Origin of the sequence: Petrotoga sp. 9T1HF07.CasAA.8.2 (assembly GCF_002895585.1) — a bacterium.
In the GTDB taxonomy this organism is placed as follows: domain Bacteria; phylum Thermotogota; class Thermotogae; order Petrotogales; family Petrotogaceae; genus Petrotoga; species Petrotoga mobilis.
In genome coordinates, this window is the sequence record NZ_AZRI01000030.1 from 32,894 (window position 1) to 46,371 (window position 13,478).

General features: G+C 33.6%; 9 protein-coding genes. 8 read left to right on the forward strand and 1 reads right to left on the reverse strand.

Features of this window, described 5'->3' with window-relative positions:
* Nucleotide 1: 1 nt before the first annotated feature.
* The 8 genes from galT to X925_RS07140 all read left to right on the forward strand — a co-directional run bounded on the left by galT (nucleotide 2) and on the right by X925_RS07140 (nucleotide 11,121).
* On the forward strand, nucleotides 2-1,012 hold the full coding sequence (gene galT / locus X925_RS07105; RefSeq protein WP_121959561.1) for a galactose-1-phosphate uridylyltransferase: 1,011 nt from the start codon (nucleotides 2-4) through the stop codon (nucleotides 1,010-1,012).
* Nucleotides 1,013-1,029: 17 nt separating this feature from the next.
* Nucleotides 1,030-2,754, forward strand: coding sequence for a DUF4910 domain-containing protein (locus X925_RS07110; RefSeq protein WP_121959562.1), 1,725 nt, complete (start codon nucleotides 1,030-1,032; stop codon nucleotides 2,752-2,754).
* Between the two features lie 234 nt (nucleotides 2,755-2,988).
* Nucleotides 2,989-4,176: an ROK family protein gene (locus tag X925_RS07115; RefSeq protein ID WP_121959563.1), complete on the forward strand. Its 1,188-nt coding sequence runs from the start codon at nucleotides 2,989-2,991 to the stop codon at nucleotides 4,174-4,176.
* 12 nt (nucleotides 4,177-4,188) lie between these two features.
* Nucleotides 4,189-5,436, forward strand: coding sequence for an extracellular solute-binding protein (locus X925_RS07120; RefSeq protein WP_121959564.1), 1,248 nt, complete (start codon nucleotides 4,189-4,191; stop codon nucleotides 5,434-5,436).
* Between the two features lie 78 nt (nucleotides 5,437-5,514).
* Nucleotides 5,515-6,402, forward strand: a complete 888-nt coding sequence (locus tag X925_RS07125; RefSeq protein WP_121959565.1) for a carbohydrate ABC transporter permease — start codon at nucleotides 5,515-5,517, stop codon at nucleotides 6,400-6,402.
* 11 nt (nucleotides 6,403-6,413) lie between these two features.
* Nucleotides 6,414-7,256, forward strand: a complete 843-nt coding sequence (locus tag X925_RS07130; protein WP_121959566.1) for a carbohydrate ABC transporter permease — start codon at nucleotides 6,414-6,416, stop codon at nucleotides 7,254-7,256.
* A gap of 16 nt (nucleotides 7,257-7,272) precedes the next feature.
* A complete protein-coding gene (locus X925_RS07135; RefSeq protein ID WP_121959567.1) occupies nucleotides 7,273-8,916 on the forward strand; it encodes a glycoside hydrolase family 66 protein in 1,644 nt (547 codons plus the stop codon).
* Nucleotides 8,917-8,937: 21 nt separating this feature from the next.
* Nucleotides 8,938-11,121, forward strand: a complete 2,184-nt coding sequence (locus X925_RS07140) for a TIM-barrel domain-containing protein (protein WP_121959568.1) — start codon at nucleotides 8,938-8,940, stop codon at nucleotides 11,119-11,121.
* Between the two features lie 108 nt (nucleotides 11,122-11,229).
* Here X925_RS07140 and X925_RS07145 read toward each other — a convergent pair whose 3' ends face one another.
* Complete coding sequence (locus X925_RS07145) at nucleotides 11,230-13,464, reverse strand: hypothetical protein (RefSeq protein WP_121959569.1); 2,235 nt, start codon at nucleotides 13,462-13,464, stop codon at nucleotides 11,230-11,232.
* Between the last annotated feature and the right edge of the window lie 14 nt (nucleotides 13,465-13,478).

Here is a 13,478-nt window from a genome sequence, read left to right on the forward strand (position 1 = left end):
AATGATGGAATTGAGAAAAGATCCTATAATAAAAAGATGGGTTATAATATCTTCCGAAAGATCGAAAAGGCCCATGGATTTCAAAAAGCAACAGCAAAAAATAGAAAACTCCTTCTGTCCTTTCGATTATGGAAATGAATACAGTACACCGGAAGAAATAATAGCCTTTAGAGACGCTAACTCCACTCCAAACTCCCCGGGATGGTGGGTTCGGGTTGTTCCGAATAAATTTCCAGCGCTCGACTCTGAAAACGAATTGAAAAAACAGGGTGTCGGGATATATGACCAAATGTCTGGCTATGGATACCATGAAGTCATTATAGAAACACCACAACACAACGCGAAATTAGCTGATATGCCAATGGATCAAATAAAAGAAATAATATGGGCTTACATACAAAGGTTTCAAACAATAAGAAAAGACAAAAACATAAAATACGTTCAAATATTCAAAAACAAGGGAGAAGAAGCTGGCGCTTCCCTTTCACATCCACACTCACAGCTCATCGCCACTCCAATCGTTCCCATCACTATTAAATCAGAAATAGAAGGCTCCAAATCTTATTATGACTTTCGAGAAAGATGTGTTTATTGTGACATAATAAACCAAGAGTTAAAGGACAAACAAAGGGTCGTTTTCAAAACGGATGAGTTCATTGTTATAGAACCTTACGCCTCTAGATTTCCATACGAAACATGGATACTTCCACTCAAACATTCACATGACTTTGGGTCCTTAGAAAACAATCCGGCATCAGTTGAAGATTTAGCAAAAACCCTTTCGATTATAACCAAAAGGTTTGATAAAAAACTCGACGATCCACCATTTAATCTATTCATACACACTTCACCGTTTATAGACGGACTGGAACTATATTACCACTGGCATATAGAAATATTACCTAGATTAACTAACGTTGCTGGTTTTGAATGGGGTACGGGCTTTCACATAAACCATGTTTCTCCCGAACAAGCCTGCAGTGACCTTATAGAAGAAAAAGACATTCTTTGAAAACGGGGGGGAACGAAATGATAGACTTAAAAGATATATTTTACGAATTTTCTTCGAGAAATGCCTTGGAATTAATTAGAAAAATCTCTGGTTTTCACAGAGCAAAAGGTAGCTTGGAATATTCCAAAGCGAGGGAGATAATTCAAAATTATTTGAAAAATTCAACTTTGCTTACCTTCCCTATGGATAAAACTTACAACACATGGCAAAGTCCCCCAAGTTGGAATCTAAAGGGAGGTTATTTAAAATATCAAAATGGAAAATACATCGTCTCTGATCTTTCTCTAACACCTATCTCGGCAATATTTCTATCGGATAAGACTGATGGTGTAGAAAAACTAAAAGTCTTCGATGTAGGAAAAGGAGAAACAGAGGAAGACTACAAAAATTTTGAACCGGGAAATGCGGTATTGGCTGACGGTAATCCCACGTTAGTGTATCTTTATGCAATAGAAAAATTCAAAGCAAGATGTGTTCTGAGTTATTATATGAAAGCTCAGGATAAATCCATAGGAAGAACTCCGAATCTTTTACCTGATACCATTAATTATACTTCTTTCCCAAGTTTTAAAAATAAGTATGCCTTTGGTTACGCATTATCTTACGATCAATTTCAAGAATTAAGGGAAAAACTTAAAAAAGAAAAAGTTTACATAGAAGCCTTTTTGGATGCAGATCAAGGAACAAATACCCTAGAAGTCTTACAAGAAAATATAGGTAAAGATACCGATCAACCAGCTATTATTTTAACTGCTCATCTGTGTCATCCAAAACCAGGAGCCAATGACAATGCAAGCGGTTCTGCACTGCTAGCAGAAATAATGAGAGTATTAGAGAAGTTCCAAGATCATTTAAACAGAAAAATCATTGGTCTTTGGGTAGCAGAGATGTACGGTACAGCCGCTTATTTAACAACAGAATTCCCAAAAAACGCTTACGTTATAAACTTAGATATGGTGGGAGAAGATCAATTTAAAACAGGATCAACTCTGAAATTAACTCCATCCCCTTGGGAAATACCTTCTTTTTTAGGAGAACTTCTTTATATCAATTTAGAAGATCCTGCTTTCAGATTATCTTTCGAAAGATATTCGGGAGGCTCTGACCATTACATGTTTTCAGATCCAAGCTTGGGAATACCGGCTGTGTCATTAACAAATTGGCCTGATAGGTATTACCATTCAAGCGACGACACGGTTGATACTTGTTCAAAAAATACCCTTGACTGGATAGGAAAAGCTGTGTTAAAAACTATCTACGATCTAGACAATATGAATCAAGAAGTTTCGGCACAAGTAAAAGGGAAAATTATAAACAATCATTTCAAGTTAGTCAATGTTCAAAGCAAACTCATCACTAATTATTTAAATTATATGACGTACCTAAAACTACAGCAACTCTCTAAATATGGGGATGTTGAAGAAGAATTAATTGAATTTTTTAAAGAAAAAATTGAGTTAGATTTGATCCCCCAACAAAAAAGAAAGATAAGAAAAAATATTGGACCAATTTCCGATTCATGGTACAATATCGAAGATATAAAATGGATGAACCAAATTAGAGAAGAAATACCTAGCTTTAGAGATTTCTTGGATGTATTTTTAAATGTATTTGAACTAGGATTTTCAAAAGAAGAAGCTATTTTAATAGCAAAAGCAGAGTTGGGAATTGAGGAAGATTTAAAGGCAGAAGTCGAACATTATCTGCAAAGATTAAAAGAAGAAAAATTAATCGAAATATAAGATTTTTCTTATTATATTAGGGCACTCTATATGAGTGCCTTATTTTTTATTTTTAAGAAAAAGCAAGGTAAACGCTTTTAAATAGATCTAAACCTTCGTAATTGCTCATAATCTGCTGTAATCAAACTTGACTATCTTTGTAAACAGTTTTATAATTTCTATAAACTTACTTTCGATAGTAAAGAAAGTAAGATAATAAAATTATTCTAAAATTTATAGAAAAGAGGAGAAAAATTGGCTTTAGTAGGTAGCAGAGAATTAATTAGGGATATAAATGAGAAAACTATATTAAAAGAAATCTTTTTAGAAAAACAGATCGACAGAGCTTCACTAGCAAGAAAAACAAGTTTAAGTGGAGGAACAGTCACAAAGATTACCTCTGATTTACTAGAGAAAGGATTGATCAGGGTAGTTGGGGAAAGCAATTCGACCGGAGGAAGAAAACCCATTCTATTATGTATTAATCCAAATTTCGGAAATATTTTAGGTGTGAAGATAGGTTTGGGATATCTTCAACTGATAATCACAGATCTAACTGGAAAGATCTTATCTCAGGAACGAAAGGAGTTCGGAGAGGAGTTTGACCCACATAAAATTTCCTATCTAATTAAAGAATACGTTGAACAAAAAAACAAAAATCATTTAGTCGGAGCTTCTGTAGCTGTTTCAGGTACCATCGATTCAACAAAAGGTGTTGTTCTAGATTCTTTTATTTTAAATTGGAAAAACGTTGAACTTGGCAAAATCTTAAAAAATATATTAAAGGTACCTGTTTACCTAATAAACGATGTTGATTCTTTCACACTTGCTCACTTATGGAAAGGAAAATTAAAAAAATATAAACATGCATTAGTTATGACTCTCGGGGTTGGCATAGGTGGTTCTCTTATTGTAAATGGAAATCTTTACACCGGAAACGGCGGCGCCGGAGAAATTGGACACATGACTATAAAAGAGAATGGAAATAAATGTAGTTGCGGAAGCTATGGATGCTTAGAAGCAGAAGCTAGCTTTGAATCTTTGGTTAATAAAATCAACACAAAAAGTGAAAACACGCTCCTCAAAGAATATTATAAAACGTTTAAAAATACCGAATTATCAGAAATTGATTTTATCAGATTAGCTTTAAAAGAAGACCCTCAAGTATCACACGAGGTTTTCAACGAATACTCAACATTAATAGGAACAGCCATAAAAAATTTAATCAATATTTTTACTCCTGAATACTTTTTGATAGGCGGAGAAGCCTTAGAGTTTTCAGATTATTTCTTAGATAACTCTATAAACTATGCTAAAGAAAATGCCTTCGGAAATTTAGGTGAAAGGGTGATTTACGATGTTGATAATTTAGGACCAAAAGCATGGATGTTGGGTGGTGTGTATCAAGTAATTCAAGAAGAGATGTTTTATATCAATGTTTGAGGAGGAGATATTATGAAAAAAGCATTCTTTTTGTTGGTTGTGGTACTTATTAGCACCTTCATGTTGGCTCAGGTTAAGGAAGTTATTTTTTGGCATAGTTATTCTACTGCTTCAGGAGAGTATAAACTATTAACTGAAGAAATTATACCGGAATTTGAAAAAGAACATCCTGATATCAAAATTACAGAAGTTCAAGTTCCTTACGATGAAATGAGAAGAAGATTGATCGTAAGCACAGCAGCTGCACAATACCCTGACGTTATGAGGATGGATATTATCTGGGTCCCACAATTTGCTGATATTGGTGTCTTATTACCACTCGATGAAGAATTTGCCAATGATTTTCAACAAATTAAAGATGATTTTTTACCCGGTCCATTGGCTACAAATTACTGGAAAGGTCATTATTACGGAGTCCCTTTGGATACAAATACAAGAGTTTTGTTATGGAACCGTAAAATGTTTGAAGAAAGTGGATTAAGTGAGCCTCCAACAAATATGGAAGAATTTATTAAATATATCAAAATTTTAACCAAAGATACTGATGGAGACGGACAGATTGACCAATGGGGTTTTGCTGATACAGGTTTCGGACCATGGAATAGTATGGCTTGGATATATTCTTTTGGTGGTCAAATCCTTGATCCAACAAATTCGAAGGCAGAAGGATACGTGAATGCACCAGAAAGTGTCGAAGCTTTAAAAACATTTAAAGATTTATACAATCAAGGCTATATTGCACCTATCGGAGGAGGGGGAATTGGTGTATTAGAAGGATATGCTGAAGGTGTTTATGCTATGACCTTTGATGGTCCATGGGCTGAGAGTATTATAAAAGGTCAGTATCCCAATGCAGAAATTAATTATTCCCTCATTCCTGCTGGTAAAGGAGGATCCAAGTCTGTTGTCGGCGGTGAAGACATAGTTATTTTCAACTCTACTAAATACAAAGAAGAAGCATGGGAGTTTGTAAAATTCTTGACCTCAAAGGATGTTCAGCTAAAATTTGCAACTGTTGGTCAGATGCCAATATTGAATGGATTACTTGACGAACCTGAAATTAAAGGACATCCATTCTTCCCAGTTTATCTAAAACAATTAGAAACAGCAGTTCCTCGCTCCCCTCATCCTGCTTGGAACGAAATCAACGATATTATGGATAGTGCCTGGCAAAATGCGGTTATAGGAGGAGTAGAGGCACAGGATGCTTTAGATAACGCCGCTTATGAAATTGAAGAAATTCTGAATGACTATAGATAAGGATGGAAAGTAAAATTCTAGGTGGAGGATATTCCCCTCCACCTAATATAATTTCTTGTATTATAGGAGGAATAAAGAATGACTAGGGAAAAGAGAAGAAAATTGGTTGGCCTTCTTTTTGTCTTGCCTGGTTTGATCAGTTATCTTGCGTGGACTTTGTACCCGATTATAAAAAGTTTCATTATGAGTTTATATAAATGGAATATTAATCCTAATATTCCTAATAAATTTATTGGCTTAGAAAATTATACCCAATTATTTCAAGATCCAAAATTTTATGCAGCTCTTAAGAATACGATTTTTTATACACTAATTACAGTTCCTGGACAAATGGTTTTTGGCTTTTTAGTAGCTCTCCTTTTAAATAGAAAAATGAAAGGTCAAACTTTATTTCGGTTGCTGTACTATTTGCCTGTCATCACTTCTTGGGTAATAGTCTCAATATTGTTTCAATATCTCTTTGCTGCAAGAGGAGGTTTAGTAAACTTTCTATTAAAAGACTTGCTTCATATAATACAGAAGGATGTTCCATGGCTATCCAACCCAAAAACAGCAATGATACCTATTTACACATTGGGAATATGGAAAGGCATAGGGTGGTCGATGCTTATTTTCTTAGCCGGACTTCAAGGAATACCTAAACAACTTTACGAAGCGGCTTCTTTAGACGGTGCTAATAGCTGGCAAACCACAACTAAAATTACTTTACCTTTAATGGTACCCACAATTATGTTCGAACTTGTCATGCTTACAATTGGCGGATTTAATGTTTTTCTTTCAGTTTATGTTATGACTGGCGGGGGACCGATGGGATCAACGGAGGTCTTGTCTTCATATATGTTTAAAGAAGCCTTCGATTATTTCCACTTTGGTTATGGGTCAGCAATATCGGTAATTTTCTTCATTATTGTTTTTACCATAGCCCAAATTCAAAGGAAACTATTAGCTAAAAGAAGTCTCTATTAAGGAGTGAAAAAATGGAAAGAAAAATCTCAAAAAAAATAATTAATATAGGTATTTTTTGTATTTTAATTTTAGGAGCAATAATAATGACTTTTCCATTCTATTATATGTTTATAACTTCCTTAAAGGAAACAGGTTATATTTTCACCGTTCCACCTCAATTAATCCCTAAGCCTGCCACATTCCAAAATTATATAACTGTCTGGAAAGAAACAGATTTTCCCAGATACTTTATAAACAGCGTCACCATAACGCTTCCTGCAATTATTTTGAATGTTCTATTATCCACTTTAACGGCATATGGATTTGCAAGGTATAATTTTCCAGGGAAAGAAACTTTTTTCTCCCTTCTAATTGCTACTTTAGCCGTACCAGGATTACTTCTCATAATTCCTCAATTCGACATTGTTAGTAAAATAAGATGGTTGATGGACAACAAAATTACACTTATTTTAACAGGAGGAATAGGAGGAATTGCATTCAACGCCTTTTTCTTGAGGGGATTTTTTGAAGCTATGCCTGTTGAATACGAAGAAAGCGCAGAATTGGATGGAGCCAATGCCTGGCAGAGATTTATTTATATAGTTTTCCCACAAGCTCTCCCTTCTGTAGGAGCGTTAACTATAATGTCTTTTTTGGGAATATGGGACGACTATTTTTGGCCATCTTTGATATTAACTTCAAAGAACAATTGGACATTGCCTATCGGTATAATGACTTTCCACGGTCAATATAGCGTTCAATGGAATGTTTTATTTGCGGGAACTATGATTTCTTTGGCTCCTGTATTAGTAGTTTATGTCCTATTTCAAAAGTATTTTATACAATCAGTTTCTGAAGGAGGTTTAAAACTCTGAAAGGAGGGACTTTTAATTGCGTAAGAAAATCATATTTTTAAGCTTTTACAACTTGCTTTTGTTCGTATCAATACTTGGAGGTGAAAGTATGGACATTTTGTTTGATAAATCATTCTATTATCCAAATGATTCTATAAATCTAAGGTTGTTGAATCTTCCTAATGAAACGAAAAAAATTAAAATTGTTATAACTAAAGGTATTCAAACAATTAATGAATTAAGTATGAACATATCTAAAGTGGATGAAACCATGCAAATATTTTTAAAAGCTCCTTCTACAGTTGGAGGGTATGGATTAGACTTTTATGTAAATGATGATTTGATCTTAAGCAGAGGCTTTTCAGTTTTAAATTCTTGGACTGAGTCCCCTCGCTATGGGTTTTTAACAGATTTTGGTGAAGAAAGAATTAACATTGAAAAAACTTTTGATTATTTAGCTCAATACCATATCAACTCTTTGCAATATTATGATTGGATGTATGATTATGGATATTTAGTTTCTAAAGAAGAAAATTACAAAGATGCTTGGAATAGACAAAAAAACATATCAAATTCCGTTTTAAAGGAACTAATAAGAGAAGGCCATAAAAATAATATTTTTTCCATGGCGTATGTTTCTATTTACGGTGTAGAAAGAAATCTTGGCTTAGACAATCCCGAGTGGTTGTTATATGAAATAAAAGGTGAGCATTATGAACCTGTTGACTTTTATCAAAAAATTTTAATCACAAATACTTATCAAGATTCAGGTTGGACAAAATTTCTTATACAACAATGTAAAGAAACTTTAAATTTTGGATTTGATGGGATACATTTAGATCAATATGGATACCCTAAAGATTATGCATCTTTTTACTTAGAAGATAACGAATATAAACCTTACATAACATCTAAAGGTTTTAAGGAATTCATAAATAAATTGAAACAGCAAACAGAAGCTCCTGTAATCTTTAATTATGTTAATAATTGGCCTAAGGAAATTCAATCTCAAACTAAAGCAGACATGATTTATATTGAACCTTGGGAATCATGTAATACATATGAAGATATGTACAAAATGATCAAAGAAGCTAAGGAAAGAAGCAAAAAGGATGTCATAACTGCTGCTTACATTAATCCCTCTTTTGAAGAAAATATTACTTTGACCGATGCTGTTATTGCAATAAGTGGTGGAAGAAGATTAGAACTGGGAGAATATATGTTAATACTTGGAGGACCCTATTTCCCTGGTGACGCAGATATTGTAAGTCAAGATTTACTAAATAAACTTAGGAATTACTACGATTACCAAGTAAGATATGAAGAATTATTTGATATCCCAGAAAAAGAAGTAGAATTAAAAGGAAATAATTTATCTTTGAACCCAAAAAAAGATTCTATATGGTACAATGTTAAGATGAACTCTAAGTATGTTTTCATTAATCTTGTCAATTTTGTAGGGACAAGCACTAACTTTTGGAGAATGAAAACAAAAAAGCCCAATACAATCAATGATATAGAAATTTTTATTCCTTTAAACAATATTAAAAATCTATATTTTGCTTCAGCTGATAATCAGTTATTTTTTTCAAAAATAGATTTTTCAGAAACAGAAAATGGGTTAATTGTAAAAGTTCCAACAATTGAATATTGGTCAACTATTCTGATGGAATTAGAATAAAAACTTGAGGAGGAATTACCTATGTTCACAAAGACACATTTAACGCCATACACTACTTTGTACAGAAGCGGCAAACCTTTTAAAACGGGGGCGGTGATAGTTGACTTAGAAAGCAAAGATTTCCAACAAAACGATACAATCCCATATTTTCAAGTTGAAGAAAAAGACAACAAAATAAATTTCATATACAAGATGTCAAAAGAAGATGTTGTATATGGATTAGGAGAAACTCTTGGGGCACTGAACAAAAGAGGTAAAATATACAGATTCTACAACACTGATGATCCTGAACATACCCCTGATAAGATGTCTTTATACGGTTCTCATCCTTTTATGATCTTGGATGGAAAAAGTACTTTTGGATTGTTCATTGATTATCCTTCCGAAATAATCTTTGACATAGGGTTTACAGATAAAGATATTTTAAAGATAACCGTCCCTTCAAAAGATTTTGATTTGTATATCTTTGATTGTGATGAAAAGCTATCCATAATAAAGGAATACTTTAATTTAACTGGGAAACCTTACATCCCTCCAAAATGGGCTTTTGGGTTTCAGCAATCAAAGTGGAGTTACTTCTCTGAAGAGGAAGTTAGAAATGTAGCAAAAAAATTTAGAGAAACGGGAATTCCCTGTGATGTCATTTACACAGATATAGATTACATGGATAGTTACAAGGTCTTCACGATAAACAAAGAAAAATTCCCTAACTACGAGGGGATGGTGAAGGACCTAAAAGAAATGGGAATAAAAATTATACCGATTATAGACCCCGGGGTAAAAATAGAAAAGGACTATGAAATGTACGAAGAAGGCAAGGAAAAAGGTTTTTTCTGTGTTGATGAAAACGGAAACGACTTTGTTGCAGCTGTCTGGCCAGGACCTACGCATTTTCCAAACTTTTTGAACTCAGAAGTCAGAAGATGGTGGGGCAAGAAGTATAAAATCTTTACAGATATGGGAATAAAAGGTTTTTGGAACGATATGAACGAACCTTCAATATTTTATACTCCTAAAGGTTTAGACAATCTCATCGAACTGTTAAAAAGTTTGGAAAAAAATAAAGAAAATGCAGGCATAGAAGTTTTCTTGGCAAGAGAAACACTTTTGAAAATAGCTAATAACAGAGAAGATTATAAAAGCTTCTACCATAAACTAGACGACGGTAGTTTAATAAATCACGATACGGTTCATAACTTATACGGATTCAACATGACAAAAGCTACTGCAGATGAGTTGAAAGAGTTATGCCCGAATGAAAGATATCTGTTACTCTCAAGAAGCAGTTATCCGGGTCTCCACAGAATGGCTTCAATATGGATGGGGGATAATAAATCTTGGTGGGAACACATGATTGTTAATATAAGAATGCTGCAATCTTTAAATATGATGGGATTTTTCTATACGGGAGCTGATGTTGGCGGCTTTGGAGCAGATTCATCTGCCGAATTGGTCATAAGATGGATGGAGTTAGGAGCATTCACGCCATTTTATCGAAACCATTCCGCACTAAATACAAGGCCTCAGGAGCCTTGGCAGTTCGATGAAGAATCTTTGAACATCATGAGAGACATAGTGAGGCTTAGGTACGCTTTCATACCTTATACTTACTCAGAATATATGAACTCCGTGAAAGAATCTGTCCCATTTGTAAAATCTTTATCTTTTGTATTTGAAGAGGATAGGGTAAAAGATATAGAAGATCAGTACATGTATGGAGATTCTTTGATGGTAGCACCTGTTCACGAACAAAACAAAAAGGGAAGATATGTACACTTGCCAGAAGTGAAGTGGCTAAATTGGACGGCTTCTAAATACGAAGAAAGAAATATGAAAGTTTATGAACCGGGAGATTATTACATTGAGGCAGATTTAAATGAAATTCCTCTTTTCATAAAAGAGAATAGCTTGATACTTCTATCCGAGCCTATGAATTATGTTGGTGAAAAAGAAATTACAGAACTAACAGTCATTGGTTTGGTTAGCGATCAAGCTGTTTACAATTATTATGATGACGATGGAACTACTTACAACTTCACAAAAGGAGAGTTTGGTAATTTAAAGATAGATATAACAAAAGTAGGTAATGATTTCAAAATAGATGTGACAACATACGATCCAACGAATATTTTGAAAATAAAAAAGATCCATTTCGAAATATACGACAGTGATGGAAGTGTCATCAAAAAAGATATGATCCTTTAGAAAAGACTTGGGATGCTCCCAAGTCTTTTCTTGAATAAGAATCGATTATTCATTAATGGATTTCGCCTTTCTATTTTCAAAAAACATAACTGGACTCTTAAATCGAATTCACTTTAAAGATATGGCAAAGATATGCATCGTTGGAATTTGAGGCAAAAAGATAGATTGCACAGGCACAGATTTTAAAGGAATCTTCAACATGTACATTTGTGGATTTATATTTTCTGTTATTCCTAAGCTATCGTATCTATAACCTAACTCCAAAAGAACCGTTTCACCATAAATTGGAGACTGGCACCAATCGGAAAAGGCGATTTCCACCTCCTGACTTGATCCATCTTGGTAAAGAATCATTATTTTACCGGTATAATTGCCATGGTCGCTCCCACCAACAATGTACATGTAATCAAAAGTTTTTTCTATATCTTTTAGATTTATAACCTGAGAAGTTAGTATTAGGTTATCGTTTCCATCAATCTTAAATTTAAAATAAACATTTTCTTTTTCATAAAAGAACATATTATTCGTTAAATGTTTTATAAGTTCCTCTACTGGGTATTTTGCTCCTATTATTCCATCGTAGTTATCAAAATTACCAGATTTTCTTTCGGAGAAACTTACTATGCCATCGTTGTTAAATAACTCTTCTATATCCAATAAAAAGCTATTGTTAATAAAAATACCTTCAACTTCAGCGGTTTGAGTATATAAACTTTCTTCTGTTGCTGCTTCATAAGTTGTTTTTTCAATTTTTCCTTTAGAGAATTCATAATAAGATTGGTCGAATTCAAATATAAAAGCGGGATCTACTGGTTTTAAAATAACTTGATCAACGTAAATAAAACCATTTTCAGGTTTTAAGTACAAAATAATTTGATTTTCTTCCATATTTAAGTCCCCAATGTACATAATACCATCATTTGAATCTAAGTTTTTATCTATTGAATTATCTCCAGAAGAAGCTTTAACGTGGGTGTTAGAATCAAAAGACCCGGCTATATAAACTTCATACTCTCCAGGATAAAAATTCTCAATTTTTTGTCTTATCCTTATGCTTTCTTCGGTCTTAATGCGAATATTATTGGTATTGTCCAATTCAAAATAATAAATGCCCGCATCCATTTTCTCAGATTCAAACAATAGAGTCTCTCGACCGCCAATTATTTTAGACGAAGTTAATGGTTGAACCTGGGAAGGTAAGGTTTTTAACCTTACTAAACTTAGCAAAGCACATATTGTCGATTCAGCACCGGCATTGCTGTTTATATATATAGAATGTAAAGAATCATAACCTTCACCGTTTGGTCCATACATCGGAGAAGCTAAATGATTGTTCCTTTCAAAAAACCCTCCGAACAAGGCGGCAATGTAGGCATATTTTTCTTCCTGGGTAACTGAATACAATTTCACTAAAGTCGAAATTATTGGTTCGACTGCATAAGCTATCTGAGGATACATTTTTATATATTTTCCTATTTCATAAACCGGACCTAAAGAAAGCAATACTGGATAGAATTCATCTGCTAAAGAGATTGCAGAATCTAAATATTTAGTATTTCCTGTTATTCTGTACAGTTCAATCAGAGCCTCTCCTTGTCTACTACCCCAACTATGCCATAATTGGTAATCTGTTCCTTCGTTGAATGCCCCCTTCAACAATCCTTCTTTTATCTGTGTATTAAGAATTGAATCTCCAATTTTTATAGCCAATTCTTTTACACTTTCATCCCCTGTATATTTGTAATATTCAATCACACCTAAAAGGAAAACGGAAGAAACATCTGAATTTTTATTCAAAAAGTAATTTTCATCCAAGCTCCTTGATAAAAAACTATACGCTAATTTGGCAGAATTTTCTAATTTCTTTTGAAAATCTCGATCCTCATTAAAGACTTCTAAGGCATTTGAGATAGCCCAAAATCCTCTTGCCGCCCACCAATTTGCCGATTTTCTACTTGTTACTCCTTGCTTATTAATACTACCATCCTCAAAAATAAAGTTATAGAAATCTCCATCAGAATCTTGAAGTGCCATCACAAAATCTAAAGCTTCTTTTGCTCTTTGAAGGTAAAATTCGTTGGGATAAAGTTTATAAAGTTCTGTATACAATACTGCAACCCTCGCTACATCATCTACACAAGTTACTCCTTCGCCTTTTGCCTCTGTGTGAACATATGTATCTCCGAATTTTTCAGCATATATCCAATAACCGATTTTTGTCTCGCTTTCTATTATGAATTCGTCCCTTAAAAATTCAAGATGGCTAAGATTTATCTCCGGTACACCAAAGGAAATTACAGATAAAAAAATAAAAGAAAACATGAAGAATTTCCTCCAATTCATATGCGTTCCTCCCT